The sequence below is a fragment of the Arthrobacter sp. genome (assembly GCF_031179985.1).
In the GTDB taxonomy this organism is placed as follows: domain Bacteria; phylum Actinomycetota; class Actinomycetes; order Actinomycetales; family Micrococcaceae; genus Arthrobacter.
In genome coordinates, this window is record NZ_JAPSHJ010000012.1 from 60,651 (window position 1) to 79,912 (window position 19,262).

Below are 19,262 nucleotides of genomic sequence, written 5' to 3' on the forward strand. Positions count from 1 at the left end.
CTAGGCCTGTGCTGCTGCTGCCGCGGCTGCGATGCTCGCTGCTCCGGCGCCTTTAGCGTAGCGGTCGTAGCCTTCTTCTTCGAGTCGGTCGGCCAATTCCGGGCCGCCCTCTTCGACTACCTGTCCGTCAACAAACACGTGGACGAAGTCCGGCTTGATGTAGCGCAGGATCCGTGTGTAGTGCGTGATGAGCAGGGTACCCATGTTGCCCTCGGCGTGAGCCCGGTTGACGCCCTCTGACACGACTTTGAGCGCGTCGACATCGAGCCCGGAGTCGGTTTCGTCGAGGATGGCGAAGCGCGGCTTGAAGAGTTCCAGCTGGAGGATCTCGACGCGCTTCTTCTCGCCGCCGGAGAAGCCCTCGTTGACGTTGCGCTGCGTGAAGTCAGCATCGATGCGGAGCTGGGCCATTGCAGCCTTGACGTCCTTGGTCCAGTGACGCAGGGACGGTGCTTCGCCGTCGATGGCGGTCTTCGCGGTGCGCAGGAAGTTGGTCATGCTGACACCGGGGACCTCCACGGGGTACTGCATGGCCAGGAAGAGGCCTGCCCGGGCGCGCTCGTCGACGCTCATGGCCAGCACGTCCTCGCCGTCGAGGGTGATGGTGCCACCCGTGACGTTATAGCGGGGGTGGCCGGCAATGGTGGAGGCCAGTGTGGACTTGCCCGAGCCGTTGGGGCCCATGATGGCGTGGGTTTCACCGGTCTTGATGGTCAGGCTGACGCCCTTCAGGATCTCTTTGGTGCCCTGTTCGGTGTCAATGCTGACGTGCAGGTCCTTGATCTCAAGAGTAGACATGTGTCTTGTTCTCCTCTGCACCATGCCCTCTGGCTGCGGTGCGGTTTCTTGGCTTGAAGTTTTTGATGTGCGGTTGACGGTTAGCTGAAGTTGGGGGCTTCAGCGCCATTGAGTACGTTTGTGAAGTCCACGTAGACGTCGTCGCCCTCGATGGTGACCGCAAAAACCGGTACCGGGTCGTAGGCAGGCAGCTGAAGTGGCTCCCCCGTGCGGAGATCGAACTGGGATCCATGGCCCCAGCACTCGATCATGCAACCCTCGACTTCACCCTCCGAAAGGGAGACGTCCGCATGCGAGCAGGTGTCGCCAATTGCATGGATGTCACCCATCGAGTCCTTCACAATGGCGACGGGGTAGTCGTCGATCAGGATGCGCAGTGCCTGCTTGAGTTTGATCTCACTGGCGCTGCAGACGAGCTCACCCTTCGGCTGTTCAGTCATGTGGTTGTTTCCGTGCCCGTTCAGTTATTGGTAGCGGCGAGTTCGCGCTCAACAGCAGCAGTGAGGCGCTCCTCGAGCGCCGGCACCTTGATCTTCTGGATGATTTCGTTCAGGAAGCCCCGAACCACCAGACGGCGGGCAACCTCTTCCGAGATTCCGCGGGCCATCAGGTAGAACAGGTGCTCGTCGTCGAAACGTCCGGTGGCGCTTGCGTGCCCCGCACCCTCGATCAGGCCGGTTTCAATTTCCAGGTTCGGGACGGAGTCGGCGCGGGCGCCATCCGTCAATACCAGGTTGCGGTTGGCCTCGTAGGTGTCCGTGCCTTCTGCTTCCTTACGGATGAGGACGTCGCCTACCCAGACGGTGTGGGCATTCTTGCCCTGCAGTGCACCCTTGTAAAGAACATTGGACTTGCAGTTGGCCACAGAGTGGTCAACGAACAGCCGCTGCTCAAGGTGCTGGCCGGCGTCGGCGAAGTACAGGCCCAGGAGCTCAACTTCGGCGCCGGTGGCAGTGAAGCGTGCTGACGGGGTCATGCGCACCAGGTCGCCACCGAGGCTCACCACGATGTGCTTGAACTTCGCGTCGCGGCCAAGTTTTGCCTGCTGTGAGGACGCGTGCACGGAATCGTCATGCCACTCCTGGAGCGAAATGACGGTGAGGTCAGCGCCGTCCCCTACCAGGATTTCGACGTTCTGCGAGACGACGGCGGTGCCCTGGTGATCAAGGACCACCACGGCCTTGGAGAACTTCTTCGCCTCGATGACGATGTGCTGTGCTGAAGCCTCGGTGCCTTGGCCGGTGATCAGGACACTGATTTCATCCGCTACCTGCGCTTCAGCGGGGACCGTGATGACGGTGGCCTCAGTGAAGTTCTCCCAGGCATTGGCCGAAACCCTGTCTTCAGGAATCGCAGCAGAACCGATGCGGTTGTCGTTGCGGTCAACCGTTTCCACCAGGACTCCCAAGGGTGCTGTGACAAGCACCTCAGGGGCAGTTCCGGTCAACGCGTCCGTGTGGAGCCCGCGAAGGCGCTTCAGCGGCGTGAAGCGCCAGTCTTCCTCCATACCGGTGAGCGGCTTGAAGTCGGCCAGGTTGTAGGACGTCAGGCGTCCGGCCCGTGAGCTGTCGGGAATCCCGACGCCGCCACCGTGGGAGTGGCTCTTGGCGGAAGCTCCAGCCAGCGGGGCCTTCGATTCAGTGGAATTGATGGGCGAAAGGCTCTCGCCCTCCTCGGTGAAACCGTTGATGAACGGCTGGGCTGAGGGCGCGCCGATTCGCGCTTTTTCGGTGGTGATTTCAGTCATCGTTATCCGACGGACCCTTCCATCTGCAGTTCAATCAGGCGGTTCAGCTCGAGTGCGTACTCCATCGGGAGTTCGCGGGCAATTGGTTCGATGAAGCCGCGGACGATCATCGCCATGGCTTCGTCTTCGCGCATACCGCGGGACATGAGGTAGAAGAGCTGTTCTTCACTGACCCGGGACACCGTTGCCTCGTGCCCCATAACGACGTCGTCCTCGCGGATGTCGATGTACGGGTACGTGTCCGAGCGGCTGATGGTGTCAACCAGCAGCGCGTCACAGCGGACCGTGTTAGCGGAGTGCTTGGCACCTTCGCGCACCTGGACCAGGCCACGGTAGGCCGCGCGGCCTCCACCACGGGCCACAGACTTGGACACAATCGAGCTCTTGGTGTTGGGCGCGATGTGGACCATCTTGGAGCCGGTGTCCTGGTGCTGGCCCTCGCCGGCGAAAGCGATGGACAGGGTTTCACCCTTGGCGTGCTCTCCCACCAGGTAGACAGCGGGGTACTTCATGGTCACCTTGGAACCGATGTTGCCATCGATCCACTCCATGGTGGCGCCCTCTTCACAGATGGCGCGCTTGGTGACCAGGTTGTACACGTTATTGGACCAGTTCTGGATGGTCGTGTAGCGGACGCGGGCGCCCTTCTTCACGATGATCTCCACAACGGCGGAGTGCAGCGAGTCCGAGGTGTAAATCGGCGCCGTGCAGCCCTCGATGTAGTGAACATAGGAGTCTTCGTCCGCGATAATCAGGGTGCGTTCGAACTGGCCCATGTTTTCCGTGTTGATGCGGAAGTATGCCTGCAGGGGGATGTCTACGTGGACGCCCTTGGGCACGTACACGAAGGACCCGCCTGACCAGACAGCCGTGTTCAGCGACGCGAACTTGTTATCGCCCACGGGGATGATGGTGCCGAAGTACTCCTGGAAGATCTCAGGGTGCTCCCGCAGCGCGGTATCGGTATCAAGGAAGATGACGCCCTGCTTTTCAAGGTCCTCACGCAGCTGGTGGTAGACGACCTCGGACTCGTACTGGGCGGCGACGCCGGAGACCAGCCGCTGCTTTTCGGCCTCGGGGATGCCGAGCTTGTCATACGTGTTCTTGATGTCGTCCGGCAGGTCCTCCCAGCTGGTGGCCTGCTTCTCGGTGGACCGCACGAAGTACTTGATGTTGTCGAAGTCGATGCCCGACAGGTCCGCACCCCAAGTGGGCATGGGTTTGCGGTCGAAGTACTTCAGGCCCTTGAGGCGGAGGTCCAGCATCCACTGGGGCTCGCTCTTTTTCTCCGAGATGTCCCGGACAACGTCCTCATTGATTCCACGGCGGGCGTTGGCGCCGACGTCGTTCTTGTCGGACCAGCCGTACTCGTAGGTGCCGATTCCGTGGAGCTCGGGATTCTTTTCCAGAATCTCCGAAATCACAGTAGAGTCAGCAACCTTTTTCTCTGATAGTTGGTCCGTCATCACGGCCTTTCTTGCAGATGGTTGGATACTTCGTCCGGGTTTTCCGGCAATACTTCTGAGGTTCCGGGTGCTGCGGGTGTTTCCCGCCCCTGAACCGCCGGTCGACCCGTAGGTATGTGGGTAGTACAAACATGCCCGCCGCGGGCCAACGTGGAGAGGCGGCGCACGTCAACGCCTACCAGCCGGGAAAAAACTTCGGTTTCCACGTCGCAGAACACCGGGAACTGGGCAGCGAGCTGTTGAATCGGGCAGTGGCCCTGGCAGAGCTGGACGCTGGAGAGCGCGGCGGGAAGGGGCGCCTTGGCTTCAATGGAAGCTGCCGATGAAACGTAACCGTCCTTGGAGAGGGCCGCGGACAGGGCCCGCGCCCTTGCAGTGATATCAGCCCCGGCTGCTTCAACTTCCGGCGCGTAGCGGCGTTCCATATCGGAGAAACGCTCGACGGCGAACTCCCGGACCGCTTCGGAGCCAGCCATGTGCTCGAGCTGCTTGAGTGCAGAGCTTGCAATGTTCAGGTAGTCGTCCCCGAGGCTCGATTGGCCCTGTGAGCTCAGAACATAACGGCGGGCGGGACGGCCTGCACCGGCGCCGGCCCTGGCCACGCGCTTTATTTCGATCACTCCCCTGCGGGCGAGGTGATCAAGGTGGCGGCGGACTGCAGCCGGGGTGAAGCCCAGAAGGTCGCCAAGCTCAGCGGCACTTACCGGTCCATGCTCCAGAACGGCGTTCAGAACGCGGTCGCGGGTACGGTCCTCAGCCTCGGCGATTGCCGAAGCCGGAACAGGTTGGAGCACCGCCGGCACGCCTGCTGGCGCGCTGCGGCTGATCAAGCGCGCAGAAGTGGATGAGCTCATGGAATACACAACATAATGATGTCGTAATTTAGTCCCGGCATCCAGTAAGGCAAGGCTCGCCTGCTCGCTGCCTCATTGTGACATCGGACACCCCGGCACCCGAACTGAGTGCACTGCTACTACATCACGTAGAATGCTTTGGTGCAATCCCCCCAATCCACTGTTCTGTCCATAGACGGGTTAGTCAAGGACGTTGGTCCGCTCCCGGCCCTGGATGGCAAGATGCTCCGGGTAGTGGGTGGCCTGTCCCTCGTGGCCGAGCGCGGCAAAGTCACTGCCCTCCTGGGCGCCAACGGCGCAGGCAAAACGACCACGATTGAATGCGCACAAGGCCTTCAAAAACGCACTGGTGGAACCATTTCGCTGCTGGGGCAGGACCCGGATGCAGCAGATGCAGGCCTTCGCTCCCGTGTCGGTGTGATGCTGCAGGATGGCGGACTGCCGCCGTCGGCCCGTCCTATCCCGTTGCTCCGCCATATAGCGGGAATGTACCGGGATCCGTGGGCTCTGGACGAACTGATTCAGCGGCTGGGGATCGATACCTTCAGCAGGACCAGCGTGCGACGTCTTTCCGGTGGGCAGAAGCAGCGCCTGGCCCTCGCTGCCGCTCTTGTGGGCCGGCCCGAGGCGCTTTTCCTTGACGAGCCGAGCGCCGGTCTGGATCCGCAGTCCCGGAACATCGTCTTTGAACTCATCACCGAACTGCGTTCGGCCGGGATGGGAATCATTCTGACAACCCATCTCATGGACGACGCACAGCGTCTCGCCGACTACGTCTACATCATTGACGCCGGCAGGAACGTGGCCGAGGGAACGGTGGCGCAACTGCTGCAGCGGAACGTTTCGCCTGACCCGAGCCAGCCCCACATCCGCACGCTCCTTTTCGAGGCGCGGCCCGGCCTTGATTTCACCGGTGTTTTTCCCGCCGGAATTGATGTGAGAGAGAGCAGGGCCGGCAGCTACTCGGTCACGGGTGCGCTCAGCCCGGAGGACCTTGCTGCCCTCACCGCCTGGTGGGCAGCGCGCGGCATCATGCCCGGATCCCTGAGCCTGGAAGCGCGGAGCCTCGAAGATGTATTCCTGGACATTTCGGGAAGGGATATCCGATGAACGAGACACTCGGAGGCGCACCCGCGCCCCTGTTCAGACGGATCGCGCTGCAAGGCGGCTATGAGGCCCTGACCATGATCCGGAACGGCGAACAACTGATACTTGCCATCGTGCTGCCGCTCTTGGCCTTGGTGGGCCTGACCGTCACGCCGCTGCTGGACGGGCTCGGCGGCAGCCGGGTTGACGTCGCAGTGCCGGGCATCCTCGCACTCTGCGCCATGTCCACTGGTTTCACTGGTCAAGGCATCTCCACAGGATTCGACCGCCGTTACGGCGTCCTGCGGTTCCTGTCCACCACGCCGCTCGGCCGGACCGGGCTCATCGCTGGCAAGATCCTTGCGGTGCTGGCAGTCCTCGCCCTGCAGGTACTGGTGATCGGTTCAGTAGCCGCGATCCTGGGCTGGCAGCCCAACCCGGCAGGCCTGCTCCCGGGCCTCGTCCTGCTGGTGATGGGTGGAGCCGCCTTCACTGCCCTTGGCCTGCTCGTCGCCGGAACGGTCCGCCCGGAAGCAACACTGGCCATCACTAACCTGCTGTGGATTCTGCTCGGCGCGCTTGGCGGCATCGTCATCCCGGCCGAACGGCTGCCAGGCCCGGCGCAGCACGTGGTGCACTTTCTGCCGTCCGGCGCCCTCGGTGAGGCCTTGCGGGACGCGTTGCTGCATGGCGGCGTCAACACCCCCGCCGTCCTTGTCCTGCTGCTGTGGGCGGCCCTCGCCGGTGCAGCAGCCACCCGTTGGTTCAAGTGGAATTGAGAAAACTGTGAGTACGGCGTCGCGCCTCACCGGGATCGTGTCCCGGTTTACTTCCAAGCTCCCCGTGTCGGTGGACGGGACGGTGCTTCGCCTTGCGGTCCTGTCTCTCATCGGCCAGACCATTCTGGTGGTGACCGGTGGAGCCGTACGCCTCACATCCTCAGGCCTGGGCTGCCCCACCTGGCCGCGTTGCACTGAGGATTCCCTGGTCAACACCCCCGAGATGGGACTCCACGGCTTCATCGAGTTCGGCAACCGCCTTCTCACATTCGCCCTGGCGGCCGTTGCGGCCTTGATGCTGGTGTATTTGTGGAACCTGCGCAAGGAACGTCGCGATCTGTTCCTCCTGGCCCTCGGACTGCTGGCCAGCATCCCGGCACAGGCCATCATCGGGGGTATCACTGTCCTCACCCAGCTCAACCCGTGGGTTGTGGGCCTGCACTTCCTCGTCTCCATGGGGTTGGTGGTGCTGGCAACATTGCTGGTTAACCGGGCCTATGGCAGGACGGGCAGGTTCCGCTCAATACAACTGGCCCCTCTGCCTGGCGTGGCGCGCCCGCTGATGGCCGCCGTCGCCCTCTTCTCTGCTGTTGCTGTATGCCTGGGAGTTGTGGTGACGGGCGCCGGTCCGCATGCCGGCGATGCCGATGCCCCGCGCAACAACCTCGACTGGGATCTGTTCTCGCACATTCACGCCGTACCGGCGTACCTGATCACCGCAGGCTCCCTGTTGGCCCTGTACCTCGTCCTCCAGGGAAAGATCAACGGCCCGTTCCGCTCCGCCGTTTTCCTGTTGCTCTCGGTAACTTTGCTGCAGGCTGTCATTGGCTTCAGTCAGTACTACAACGGGATCCCGGCGCTGCTGGTTGGCACACATATGCTCGGTGCGGCACTGCTGATGATCGCAGCAACTAACGCCGCGGACCTCTCCCGCTCAAGCCCGGTTAAATAACCCGGACGCTCCTTCAGGTCCTGCGCCTTTATGCGGGACGCTCCTTCAGGTCCTGTGCCTTTATGCGGGACGCTCCTTCAGCTCCTGTGCCTGAGCGATTGCGATTCGGCCGCGAAATGTGAGGGAGCGTTTGCGATTCGGCCGCGAAATGTGAGGGAGCGTCGGCGATTCGGCCGCGAAATGTGAGGGAGCGTCGGGGGTTCGGCCGCGAAATGTGAGGGAGCGTTTGCGATTCGGCCGCGAGATGTGAGGGAGCGTCGGGGAGGGGCTAGCCGGCCATTAATGCCGTGCCAACAAACGGATCAATGGCAAGGGCGATAAAGAGCAGGGTGAGGTAGCTGATGGAGCCGTGGAAAACCTTCATGGCACCCTTGTTCGAAACGTCCCCGGCCTGCGCCTTGCTGTAGAGGGCGTGGGATTCGTAGAGGAACCATGCCCCTGCGAGTACGGCAGTTGCTGTGTAGACCCAACCGGCGCCGCCGGCCGGGACCATCAGCAGTGAACACACCACCATGGCCCACGCATAAAGGACAACCTGGACAGAAACCACCCTGGCGCCCGCGATGGCACCAAGCATAGGCACATTGGCGTTCCGGTAGTCTTCGCCATACCGCATGGAAAGCGGCCAGTAGTGCGGCGGCGTCCACAGGAATATCACCATAAAGAGCACGACGGCGGGCCACTCAACGGTGTTGGTTACGGCAGCCCAGGCGATCAGGACGGGGAAGCACCCGGCGGCCCCGCCCCACACAATGTTCTGGGCAGTGCGCCGCTTCAGGATCATGGTGTAAATGACAACATAGAAAAGGATGGCGCCGAGGCCCAGCCAGGCGGACAGCGGGTTTGCTCCGAACCAGAGGATGGCAATCGCCGCGGCACCAAGAAGCGACGCGAAAACCAGCGCTTCCCGAGGGGTGACCTCGCCCGTGACGAGAGGCCTCTTCTCGGTACGGTGCATCAGTTTGTCGATGTCGCGGTCAATGTAGCAGTTGAAGGCGCCCGCACTGCCTGCGGCGAAGGCTCCCCCAACCAGCGTCGCGAGGATGAGCCCAACCGAGGGGAAGCCGCGCTCTGCGTAGATCATGGTGGGAAGGGTGCTGACGAGGAGGAGTTCAATGACCCTTGGTTTAGTGAGGGCCAGGTACGCCTTCGCTTTGCGGGCGATGCCTGCCTTCCCCGGAAGCCGGGCAGCGTTGAGAGGCGTATCGGTTGTACTCACGTTGCAGTCACTCTGTTCTGTCTGGCGGTTTATTTCCGGTGGACCTCAATGCGGGACCCGCAAAACGGGCCTGCGCACCCCTTCGGAGGCCTTCGAATATCATACCGTGGAGCTACAGCAGGCATTGTTCACTCAGCCTTCCGTCGGCGTCGTTGTTTTGCCTGCGGCATTAGCCAGGGGTTTTCCTGCAACTTTGTCAATGATTCAGGGAGGTTAACTGATTCTCACAACCTCCCTGCTATACGGTGATTCATATAAGGAAAATTCAGTCCACTTAGTGAGATTCACGCTGACCAGAGTGTGGATTGGGGCTAAGCTGTCTGCAGATCAGCACGCAAGGGGTAGCGCTGGAAAGCGTATTCCCGCCTCTGCCATGCGACTGAAGATAGATCAACGTTTCAATGGTGAACGGCTGGTACACACTGCAGCAGGCGCCATCATGTGCCCTGCTCCGGCCTGACCGTACCAATTGCCGTCAGCACAGAGAGGGGCCCGGTTTTCGTGCCACATTTGGAAGAGCAAGAACTGTCATGGACCAGCTTGGACCAACGCGCCGTGGATACCGTCAGGGTATTGGCCGCGGATGCCGTGGAGAAGGTGGGTAACGGCCACCCCGGGACGGCCATGAGTCTGGCGCCTGCCGCATACCTTCTCTTCCAGAAGCTGATGCGCCACGATCCCCGTAATCCTGACTGGTTGGGACGCGACCGATTCATCCTGTCCCCCGGCCACACGTCGCTGACGCTGTACATCCAGCTGTTCCTTTCCGGCTACGGCCTGGAGCTGAAGGACCTTGAGGCCCTCCGCACCTGGGGTTCACTGACCCCCGGACACCCGGAGTACAAGCACACAGCCGGCGTGGAGATCACCACCGGCCCGCTGGGTCAGGGCCTGGCATCCTCGGTCGGGTTCGCATACTCGCAGCGCCGTATGCGCGGCCTGTTCGACGCCGATGCTGCCGCCGGCACCAGCCCGTTTGACCACACCATCTGGGTCATCGCATCCGACGGCGACCTCCAGGAAGGCGTGACCTCTGAGGCTTCCTCGCTGGCCGGGCACCAGGAGCTGGGCAACCTCGTTGTTATCTACGATGAGAACCACATCTCCATCGAGGATGACACGGACATTTCCTTCACAGAGGATGTGCTGAAGCGCTACGAGTCCTACGGCTGGCACACCCAGCGCGTGGACTGGACCAAGACCGGCGAATACAAGGAAGACGTGCAGGAGCTGTACTCGGCACTGCTGGCGGCCAAGGCCGAAACGTCGAAGCCCTCGATCATCTCGCTGCGCACCATTATCGGCTACCCCGCCCCGAAGAAGCAGAACACGGGCAAGATCCATGGTTCCGCCCTGGGCGCTGAGGAAGTGGCCGGACTCAAAAAGGTTCTGGGCTTCGACCCCGCCAAGTCCTTTGACGTTGACCAGGAAGTCCTGGCCCACGCCCGCTCCGTAGTGGACCGGGGAGCGGAGGCCCGCAAGGAATGGGAAGAATCTTTCAACGCCTGGCAGGCAGCCAACCCGGAAAACGCCGCCCTGTTGGAGCGTGTGGAAGCCCGCGAACTGCCTGAAGGCCTGGACGCCGCACTTCCGCTCTTCCCGGCCGGCAAGGACGTTTCCACCCGCGCAGCCTCCGGCAAGGTGCTCAACGCTCTTGGCCCGGTCATGCCGGAACTGTGGGGCGGCTCCGCTGACCTTGCCGAATCCAACAACACCACCATCGAGGGCTCGCCGTCGTTCATCCCCGCGTCCAAGCAGACTGACGCCTGGTCCGGCAACCCGTACGGGCGTGTGCTCCACTTCGGTATCCGCGAGCATGCCGCGGCGTCAATCGTGAACGGCATTGCCCTGCACGGCAAGACCCGGGCGTTCTCCGGTACGTTCCTGATCTTCAGCGATTACCAGCGTCCGGCCATCCGCCTCGGCGCGCTCATGGGCGTTCCGTCGCTGTACGTCTGGACCCACGACTCCATCGGTCTCGGTGAAGACGGTCCCACCCACCAGCCTGTGGAACAGCTCGCCTCACTGCGCGCCATCGTCGGCCTGGACGTTGTCCGCCCCGGTGACGCCAATGAGGTGGCAGCGGCGTGGAAGACCATGCTGGAGAACCACGAGAACCCGGCCGGCATCGTGCTGACCCGCCAGAACATTCCCACCTACGCCCGTGGCGAAGGCACCGCCGACGGCGACACTTTCGGTTCGACGGCGGGAGTCGCCAAGGGCGGCTACGTCCTGGCGGAGGCCTCTAAGGAGGGCGCAACGGTCCCGGCCGACGTCATCCTCATTGGCACCGGCTCCGAGGTCCAGCTGGCCGTCCAGGCCCGCGAAGCCCTTCAGGCAGAAGGCATCGCTGCCCGCGTTGTCTCCATGCCCTGTGTCGAGTGGTTCAACAAGCAGGATGCCGCCTACCGCGAATCCGTGCTGCCCGCCGCCGTCAAGGCCAGGGTCTCCGTTGAAGCCGGGCTCGCCCTGGGCTGGAGGGAGTTCGTCGGTGACGCCGGGCGCTCCGTCTCACTCGAGCACTACGGCGCTTCCGCTGACTACAAGCGCCTTTTCCAGGAGTTCGGCATCACAGCGGAGGCCGTTGCCGCCGCCGCCAAGGACTCCCTCGCTGGCCTGCAGGCCTGAACACGAATTCCAGGAGATAAAAAATGACTACCCCCACACAGCAGCTGTCCGACGCCGGCGTTTCCATCTGGCTTGATGACCTTTCCCGCGGACGTCTGGAAACAGGCACCCTGCAGAAGCTCATCGACGAGAAGAACGTTGTCGGTGTCACCACGAACCCGTCCATCTTCCACGCCGCCATCACCACCGGCACGGACTACGACGCCACGATCGCGGCGCAGGCAGCAGCCGGCGCCTCCATCGAGGAGACGATCTTCGAAATCACCACCACCGACGTAGCCGACGCCTGCGACCTCTTCGCCCCGGTCGCCGCGGCCAGCAACGGTGTCGACGGCCGGGTGTCCATCGAGGTGGACCCCCGCCTCGCCTGGGACACCGCCGGAACCGTGGCCGAGGCCCAGCACCTCTACAAGAAGGTCAACAAGGACAACGTCCACATCAAGATCCCGGCAACCCTCGAGGGCCTCGAAGCCATCACCACCACCCTCGCCGCGGGTATCAGCGTGAACGTGACCCTGATCTTCTCCCTCGAGCGCTACCGCGCCGTCATCAACGCGTTCCAGTCCGGCCTGGAGCAGGCCAAGGACAACGGCCACGACCTCTCAAAAATCCACTCTGTGGCATCGTTCTTCGTCTCCCGCGTCGACTCCGAAATCGACAAGCGCCTCGACGCCATCGGCACCGAGGAGGCCAAGGCCCTCAAGGGCAAGGCCGGCGTCGCGAACGCCCGCCTGGCCTACCAGGTCTACGAAGAGCTCTTCTCCACCGAGCGCTGGGCCCTGCTGGCCGACGCCGGCGCGCTCCCCCAGCGCCCGCTGTGGGCCTCCACCGGTGTGAAGGACCCGGCCTACCCGGACACCCTCTACGTCACCGAACTCGTCGCACCCGGCGTCGTGAACACCATGCCGGAGAAGACTCTGGACGCCACGTTCGACCACGGAGTGATCACCGGTGACACCATCACCGGCCGCTACGAGGAGGCCAACGCCACCCTTGACGCCCTGGACGCCCTTGGCATCTCCTACAACGAGGTCGTCGCACTCCTCGAGTCCGAAGGACTGGACAAGTTCGTCGCCAGCTGGAAGGAACTGCTGGCCGACGTCGAGGGCGCCCTCGCCGCTGCACGGAAGGCTTCCTAGTCCATGAGCACACTCAGCTACGACGCTACCGGCGCAGCACGCCAGGCCCTTGAACAGCACGTCCCCATCCTTGTTGAGGATCGGATAGCGAGCCGTATTTTTGCAAAGGACCACACGCTGTGGGGTCCTGATGCGGAAGCGGAATCTGCCGTCCGCCTGGGTTGGGTCGAGGCCGCCACCGTTTCACAAGCACTGGTCGCCCCCATCCTGGAACTCCGGGACGCACTTCGTGCGGAGGGCATCACCCGGATCGTTCTCTGTGGCATGGGCGGCTCCTCACTTGCTCCGGAGGTCATGGCAGGAACTGCAGGCGTCGAGCTGAGTGTGCTCGACAGCACCGACCCTGAACAGGTCAGCGCTGTCCTCGCCGACAGGCTCACCGAAACCGCTATCGTGGTGTCTTCAAAATCAGGTTCAACGCTTGAGACAGACTCCCAGCGGCGTATTTTCGAACAGGCCTTCACCGAGGCCGGGATCGATGCGAAGAGCCGGATCATCATCGTCACCGATCCCGGTTCCCCTCTTGATAGCGCTTCCCGTGAAGCAGGTTACCGGCAGGTGTTCAACGCGGATCCCAACGTGGGTGGGCGTTACTCCGCCCTTACCGCGTTCGGGCTCGTGCCCTGTGGACTTGCCGGCGTCGACATTCAGGCCTTCCTTGACGAAGCTGAGGAAGCCGCGGAAATTCTCAATGACGACGCGCCTGAAAACATCGGCCTTGCGCTCGGCGCTGCCCTCGGCGGCACCACGCCTCTGCGGAACAAGATCGTCATCGCCGAGGACGGCTCAGGAATCGTCGGTTTCGCAGACTGGGCAGAGCAGCTGATCGCCGAGTCCACCGGCAAGCTCGGAACGGGCGTCCTTCCCGTAGTTGCAGGACCGAAATCTCCTGAGGTCACCGGGGGTGCCGACGACGTCCTGGTAGTGCGGCTCGTAGCCGCGGATGCCGACGTCGAACTCGGGGAAAACGAAGTTGCAATCGCCGGCGGGCTTCCCACCCAAATGATGGTGTGGGAGTTCGCAACAGCCGTTGCCGGCCGGCTCCTGGGGATCAATCCGTTCGATCAGCCCGACGTCGAAGCTGCCAAGATTGCTGCCCGCGGTCTCCTGGACGCCCAGCCCGAACCCACTCCGGCCAGTTTTGTGGACGGGGTTATCGAGGTTCGCGGCGGGGAGTGGCTTGGCGAGTCTGCCACTGCCGCCGACGCCGTAAAGTCCCTGCTTTCCCAGCTGGGCGAAGACAGCTACCTTAGCGTGCAGGCATATTTTGACCGCCTGGCCTTCGCGTCCCTCGAGGCTGTCCGGGACCAGTTGGCAGCCGTCAGCGGCCGTCCTGTCACGTTCGGTTGGGGGCCCCGGTTCCTGCACTCCACCGGCCAGTTCCACAAGGGCGGACCCGCAATCGGTGCATTCCTCCAGGTTACGGCTGCCCCGGCAAAGGATCTGCCCATTCCGGAGCGTCCCTTCACGTTCGGCGAACTCATTGCCGCGCAAGCTGCAGGTGACGCACAGGTCCTGAGCGAGCATGGCCGTCCGGTCCTTCGCCTCCACCTCACGGATCGTGCAGCCGGTGTGCAGCAACTGCAGGAGATCATTGCTGCGCTGGCCGGCCAGGCCGCGTCCCGACTCGAAAGCTAAGGCACCGAGCTACCATGCCAGAAACTGAAAACGGCGGCAGACGGCCAGCTCCACTGTCGCGTGGGGCCCTGCGGAATCCTCTGCGGGATCCACGTGACCGCCGTCTGAACCGCATTGCCGGACCCTCGTCCTTAGTGCTTTTTGGAGTTACCGGAGACCTCGCCCGCAAGAAGCTGATGCCGGCCGTATACGACCTCGCCAACCGCGGACTGCTCCCTCCGAGCTTCGCCTTGGTGGGGTTTGCCCGCCGTCAGTGGGAGAACGAGGACTTTGCGGCGGAAGTAAAGGAGTCGGTCAAGGCCTACTCCCGCACTCCATTCGATGAAGCGGTCTGGAACCAGCTGTCTGAAGGCATCCGCTTCGTACAGGGCGAATTCGACGATGACGCAGCCTTTGAGCGGCTCGGCGACGTTATTGACGAGCTCGATGCACAACGCGGAACCCGTGGCAATCATGCGTTCTACCTCTCGATCCCGCCGAAAGCTTTCGAACAGGTATGCCGGCAGCTGTCCAAGCACGGGCTGGCCCAGGCCGGCGGGGACAACTGGCGTCGTGTTGTCATTGAGAAGCCGTTCGGGCACGACCTCGAATCCGCACGTCAGCTCAATGACATCGTGGAGTCCGTGTTTCCGCAGGACGCCGTTTTCCGGATCGACCACTACCTCGGCAAGGAGACGGTGCAGAACATCCTGGCGTTGCGTTTCGCGAACCAGCTGTTCGAGCCGTTGTGGAATGCAAACTATGTGGATCACGTCCAGATCACCATGGCAGAGGACATCGGTACCGGCGGACGAGCGGGGTATTACGACGGCGTCGGGGCAGCCCGGGACGTCATCCAGAACCACCTGCTGCAGCTCCTTGCTCTGACGGCCATGGAAGAGCCCATTTCCTTCAACGCTGATGATCTGCGTGCTGAGAAGGAAAAGGTCCTCGCCGCCGTCAAACTGCCGGAAGATCTCTCCACGCACTCCGCGCGTGGTCAGTTCGCCGGTGGCTGGCAGGGCGGGGAACAGGTCCTCGGGTACCTCGAGGAAGACGGCATCCCTGCAGACTCCACCACTGAGACCTACGCGGCCATCCGTGTGGACATCAACACCCGGCGTTGGAACGGCGTTCCCTTCTACCTCCGTGCAGGCAAACGCCTTGGCCGGCGCGTGACCGAGATCGCCGTCGTCTTCAAACGCGCGCCGAACCTGCTGTTCCGCGACCATGCCGAGGACGATTTCGGCCAGAACGCCGTAGTCATCCGCGTCCAGCCGGACGAAGGCGCCACTATCCGGTTCGGCTCCAAGGTCCCCGGCACGCAGATGGAAGTCCGGGATGTCACTATGGACTTCGGCTACGGCCATGCCTTCACTGAGTCCAGCCCGGAAGCCTACGAGCGGCTGATCCTGGACGTCCTGCTGGGCGAACCGCCGCTCTTCCCGCGGCATCAGGAAGTGGAACTGTCCTGGAGAATCCTGGATCCCTTCGAGGAGTACTGGGAGGGCCTGGACGAACAGCCTGAGCCGTACGCCCCCGGGAGCTGGGGACCTGCCTCGGCGGATGAACTGCTTGCCCGCGACGGACGAACCTGGAGAAGGCCATGATCGTAGATCTTCCCGACACAACCACCTCGAAAATCTCCAAGAAGATCATGTCCCTGCGCGAGCAGGGCGGCGTCATCGCGCTGGGCAGGGTGCTGACGCTCGTCGTCGTCACAAAATCCGGGCTCGAGGAAGAAGCCATCGAGGCGGCCAATGAAGCCAGCCGGGAACACCCCTGCAGGATCATCGTGCTCGCCGATGCCGGGGCCTCCGCCCCGACCAGGCTGGACGCCCAGATCCGTGTCGGCGGGGACGCGGGAGCCTCCGAGGTTATCGTGCTGCGGGGCTTCGGAGAACTGGCTGAAGAAAGCGAGTCCCTCGTGGCGGCCCTGCTGCTGCCGGACGCCCCCATCGTCGCGTGGTGGCCGCACGGTGCCCCCAAGAGCGCCTGCGATACCTCCATCGGCAGAATTGCCCATCGCAGGATTACTGACTCCGCCAACGAGCCCGATCCTGCTACTGCGCTGGAGAACATCCGCAGAACCTACAAGGCAGGCGATACGGACCTCGCATGGACCCGCCTCACCAACTGGCGGATCCAACTAGCGGCAGTCCTGGACCAGGTGGATTCCTCTCCGGTCACGGCCATCGCCGTCGAGGGTGCCTCCGACTCCCCCAGCACGCTGCTCCTCGCCGCGTGGCTTACGCTGGCGCTGAATGCACCCGTCACAATCGTTGCCGATCCCGCGGGCACCGGTATCCGACGCGTACGCCTCAGCAGGGCAAGCGGCGACGTACAGCTGTTCAGGCCGGGCCTTTCCGTTGCTGAACTCACCCAGCCAGGGCAGCCCTCACAACGGATCTCCCTCCCCCGCCGGAGCCTGAAGGACTGCCTCGCCGAGGAACTCCGCCGCCTGGATCCCGACGATGTGTTCGGCGAAGTGATTACTATTGGACTTCCACTTACTAATCTAAGGAGTGTCCATCCAAGTGAGGCCTGAGCCCAGAGTAAGTATTCATCCTGACTCCTCGGTATTGATGGCGGCGATCGCTGCCCGCCTGATCACCAAACTTGTGGACGTCCAGGACCGATACGGCGAGGCGACGGTTGTTCTCACCGGAGGCACAGTGGGAATCGGTACCCTCAAGGCCGTTGCCGATTCCGCCGCTGCCCCGGCAGTCAACTGGTCCAAGGTCAACTTCTGGTGGGGCGATGAGCGCTTTGTCGCGGCCGACGACGACGATCGGAACACCCGCCAAGCGCACGCTGCCCTGTTATCGCACATAGGCGTGGAACCTGCACGGGTCCACGAGCCTGGGTCCACCGATCAGTTTGCGACACCCGAGGAAGCGGCCGAGGATTATGCCAGGAGGCTGGCAGAAGCGGCAGCGGCTGAGCATGCGGCAGATGCCTCGGATGATCGTCCGGAGACACCAGGGAAGCTCCCCCGGTTCGATATCCTCCTGCTGGGGGTAGGACCGGACGCGCACGTTGCGTCATTGTTTCCCGAGCAGGGAGGAATCAGGGAGAAGGAACTCACCGTGGTGGGTGTCCGGAATTCGCCCAAGCCGCCGCCGCAGCGTATTTCCTTGACTTTGCCTGCCATCAACACAGCAGCGGAAGTCTGGATGGTGGTTGCAGGCGAGGACAAAGCCGGAGCCGTTGGCCTTGCCTTGGCCGGCGCTAATCCGGTGCAGGTTCCGGCGGCTGGTCCCGCCGGCCGCTCCCGGACTCTCTGGCTCATCGACGAGAACGCTGCCTCCCGGGTCCCGGAGCAGCTAGTCCGGAAGAGCCCCGCCAGCGCGTAGTCTTTCAAGCGCTCCAGCGAGGACGTCTTCGGCGTCCTGGCTGGAGCGTCTTTCTTTAACGTACTCAAGGTGGCTTTTGTAGCCGTCCTCAGGCTCTTCCAAAGGGGCTTCCTGCTGCGACTGGCCCCGACTCGCCGTTCCGCCGCACCGGCGGCAGTCCCAGACTACCGGGATCTGATCCTCCGGGAGCTTAACAAAAACAGGCCGCGTTTCGTGTCCTTTGGAGCACCAATAGGAGACACGAATACGCGGCAAACTGTCACCGCCGGCAGTTCCGGGCTGATTCTTGGGAATGAAGCCCTCTGCGGCCCCGGCACGGGTGCCTCTGAAGCCTGAAGCAGCATGCACCATCGGGAACTCCTGTTACTCGGCTGGACGACTCATAAAACGTCAACAGCCATAGTTTAGGCGGAGTTCCCGACGGTGTCAGTGCCCGCGGGTGGTGAAGATGCGGAAGGAGGCGCAGGCCCGGCTATGCCTAGGAGTCGCCACCCGTGGTGAACCGCATGAGCAGGCCCAAAGCGATGATAACGATTCCCCAGGTGACGCCAAGGATGACGGTGAACCGGTTCAGGTTACGTTCCGCCACGCCTGAGGAGCTGAGTCCGGAGCTCATACCGCCACCGAACATGTCCGACAGACCGCCGCCCCGTCCTTTATGGAGGAGGATGAGCAACGTCAGCAGGAGGCTGGTGATGCCCAGGAGGATCTGCAGAATGACATGAAGAACGTCCACGACGGCCTTTCAGAAGATGGAAATTGCGGGAGTCTGACCTGTGTCCGGACTAATCCGTCAACAGGTGACTCTCGAACCTGACAATATTAGCAAACTCGGCAGGATCAAGACTTGCACCGCCCACCAACACGCCGTCGACGTCGGGTTCGTTCAGGATGGCTGCAACATTGTTGGCCTTCACCGAGCCGCCATACAGGAGCCGGATCTTGGCGGCGATCTCGTCCCCGAAGATGGTGGCAAGTTCGGCACGGATGGCTGCACACATTTCCTGTGCGTCCTCCGGCCCGGCAACCTCGCCTGTTCCGATGGCCCAGACGGGTTCGTAAGCGACAACCAGTTCGGCGGCCTGCTCGGCCGAGAGGCCCTCCACGTCCGCACGCAGCTGCTCAAGTGTGTGGCTTACGTGGGTGCCCGCTTGGCGGATTTCAAGTCCCTCACCCACGCACAGGATCGGAACAAGGCCGTGCTGGTAAGCGGCCTTGACCTTGGCGTTCAGGACGTCGTCGGTCTCGTTGTGGACAACCCGTCGTTCACTGTGGCCCACAAGAACGTACTTGCAGCCGAGCTTCTTCAGGAACTGGCCGGAAATATCGCCGGTGTAGGCGCCCGATTCAAACTGGGACAAGTCCTGTCCACCGTAGACGACGTCCAGTTCATCGCCCTGGACGAGGGTCTGGACGCCGCGAAGGTCGGTGAACGGAGGGAACACTGCCACCTCGACCCGGTTGTAGTCGTGCTTGGCATCCGAAAGGGTCCACGCCAGCTTCTGCAGCAAGGTGATGCCCTGGACGTGGTCCATGTTCATCTTCCAGTTGCCAGCAATCAGGGGCGTACGGTCGAAGGTGCCGTTCATTGACGTTGTCACGTTTTCTCCAAAAGTCATGG

General features: G+C 62.7%; 18 protein-coding genes. 9 read left to right on the plus strand and 9 right to left on the minus strand.

Annotated features, from left to right (window positions below; all coding sequences use genetic code 11):
• The 5 genes from sufC to RIN13_RS08170 form a co-directional block, all read right to left on the minus strand.
• Positions 1-798, minus strand: coding sequence for a Fe-S cluster assembly ATPase SufC (gene sufC, locus RIN13_RS08150; protein WP_247045239.1), 798 nt, complete (start codon positions 796-798; stop codon positions 1-3).
• Between the two features lie 80 nt (positions 799-878).
• Positions 879-1,238, minus strand: coding sequence for a non-heme iron oxygenase ferredoxin subunit (locus tag RIN13_RS08155; RefSeq protein ID WP_309106835.1), 360 nt, complete (start codon positions 1,236-1,238; stop codon positions 879-881).
• A 20-nt stretch (positions 1,239-1,258) separates the two neighbouring features.
• Positions 1,259-2,545, minus strand: coding sequence for a Fe-S cluster assembly protein SufD (gene sufD / locus RIN13_RS08160; protein ID WP_309106836.1), 1,287 nt, complete (start codon positions 2,543-2,545; stop codon positions 1,259-1,261).
• Positions 2,546-2,547: 2 nt separating this feature from the next.
• On the minus strand, positions 2,548-4,011 hold the full coding sequence (gene sufB / locus RIN13_RS08165) for a Fe-S cluster assembly protein SufB (RefSeq protein ID WP_309106837.1): 1,464 nt from the start codon (positions 4,009-4,011) through the stop codon (positions 2,548-2,550).
• Positions 4,011-4,865, minus strand: coding sequence for a MarR family transcriptional regulator (locus RIN13_RS08170; RefSeq protein ID WP_309106838.1), 855 nt, complete (start codon positions 4,863-4,865; stop codon positions 4,011-4,013). Before RIN13_RS08170 ends, sufB begins: the two co-directional genes overlap by 1 nt.
• 141 nt (positions 4,866-5,006) lie before the next feature.
• Here RIN13_RS08170 and RIN13_RS08175 point away from each other — a divergent pair, with 141 nt between their 5' ends.
• The 3 genes from RIN13_RS08175 to RIN13_RS08185 are packed head-to-tail and all read left to right on the plus strand — an operon-like array spanning position 5,007 to position 7,682.
• Positions 5,007-5,975, plus strand: coding sequence for an ABC transporter ATP-binding protein (locus tag RIN13_RS08175; protein ID WP_309106839.1), 969 nt, complete (start codon positions 5,007-5,009; stop codon positions 5,973-5,975).
• A complete protein-coding gene (locus RIN13_RS08180) occupies positions 5,972-6,730 on the plus strand; it encodes an ABC transporter permease (RefSeq protein WP_309106840.1) in 759 nt (252 codons plus the stop codon). The genes RIN13_RS08175 and RIN13_RS08180 overlap by 4 nt, the downstream gene beginning before the upstream one ends.
• Positions 6,731-6,737: 7 nt before the next feature.
• Positions 6,738-7,682 carry a COX15/CtaA family protein gene (locus RIN13_RS08185; RefSeq protein WP_309106841.1) on the plus strand — a complete coding sequence of 315 codons (945 nt, stop codon included), beginning with the start codon at positions 6,738-6,740 and terminating at the stop codon, positions 7,680-7,682.
• A gap of 268 nt (positions 7,683-7,950) precedes the next feature.
• On the opposite strand, the gene RIN13_RS08190 is transcribed toward RIN13_RS08185, so the two are convergent.
• A complete protein-coding gene (locus RIN13_RS08190; protein WP_309106842.1) occupies positions 7,951-8,901 on the minus strand; it encodes a heme o synthase in 951 nt (316 codons plus the stop codon).
• Between the two features lie 510 nt (positions 8,902-9,411).
• Here RIN13_RS08190 and tkt point away from each other — a divergent pair.
• From tkt to pgl, 6 genes are read left to right on the plus strand one after another with little or no spacing between them, the layout of a single operon-like run.
• On the plus strand, positions 9,412-11,529 hold the full coding sequence (gene tkt / locus RIN13_RS08195; protein ID WP_309106874.1) for a transketolase: 2,118 nt from the start codon (positions 9,412-9,414) through the stop codon (positions 11,527-11,529).
• Between the two features lie 23 nt (positions 11,530-11,552).
• Complete coding sequence (gene tal, locus RIN13_RS08200; RefSeq protein ID WP_309106843.1) at positions 11,553-12,668, plus strand: transaldolase; 1,116 nt, start codon at positions 11,553-11,555, stop codon at positions 12,666-12,668.
• A gap of 3 nt (positions 12,669-12,671) precedes the next feature.
• Positions 12,672-14,306, plus strand: coding sequence for a glucose-6-phosphate isomerase (locus RIN13_RS08205; RefSeq protein ID WP_309106844.1), 1,635 nt, complete (start codon positions 12,672-12,674; stop codon positions 14,304-14,306).
• A gap of 14 nt (positions 14,307-14,320) precedes the next feature.
• On the plus strand, positions 14,321-15,895 hold the full coding sequence (gene zwf, locus RIN13_RS08210; RefSeq protein ID WP_309106845.1) for a glucose-6-phosphate dehydrogenase: 1,575 nt from the start codon (positions 14,321-14,323) through the stop codon (positions 15,893-15,895).
• A complete protein-coding gene (locus RIN13_RS08215; RefSeq protein ID WP_309106846.1) occupies positions 15,892-16,833 on the plus strand; it encodes a glucose-6-phosphate dehydrogenase assembly protein OpcA in 942 nt (313 codons plus the stop codon). Before zwf ends, RIN13_RS08215 begins: the two co-directional genes overlap by 4 nt.
• Positions 16,823-17,641: a 6-phosphogluconolactonase gene (gene pgl, locus RIN13_RS08220; protein WP_309106847.1), complete on the plus strand. Its 819-nt coding sequence runs from the start codon at positions 16,823-16,825 to the stop codon at positions 17,639-17,641. Before RIN13_RS08215 ends, pgl begins: the two co-directional genes overlap by 11 nt.
• Here the strand turns inward: pgl and RIN13_RS08225 are convergent.
• The 3 genes from RIN13_RS08225 to tpiA form a co-directional block, all read right to left on the minus strand.
• The gene (locus tag RIN13_RS08225) at positions 17,612-17,992 is read right to left on the minus strand and encodes an RNA polymerase-binding protein RbpA (RefSeq protein WP_309106848.1); all 381 of its coding nucleotides are present in this window, start codon (positions 17,990-17,992) and stop codon (positions 17,612-17,614) included. The genes pgl and RIN13_RS08225 overlap by 30 nt on opposite strands.
• Positions 17,993-18,119: 127 nt before the next feature.
• On the minus strand, positions 18,120-18,377 hold the full coding sequence (gene secG / locus RIN13_RS08230) for a preprotein translocase subunit SecG (protein ID WP_309106849.1): 258 nt from the start codon (positions 18,375-18,377) through the stop codon (positions 18,120-18,122).
• 49 nt (positions 18,378-18,426) lie between these two features.
• The gene (gene tpiA, locus RIN13_RS08235; protein WP_309106850.1) at positions 18,427-19,242 is read right to left on the minus strand and encodes a triose-phosphate isomerase; all 816 of its coding nucleotides are present in this window, start codon (positions 19,240-19,242) and stop codon (positions 18,427-18,429) included.
• Positions 19,243-19,262 lie beyond the last annotated feature (20 nt).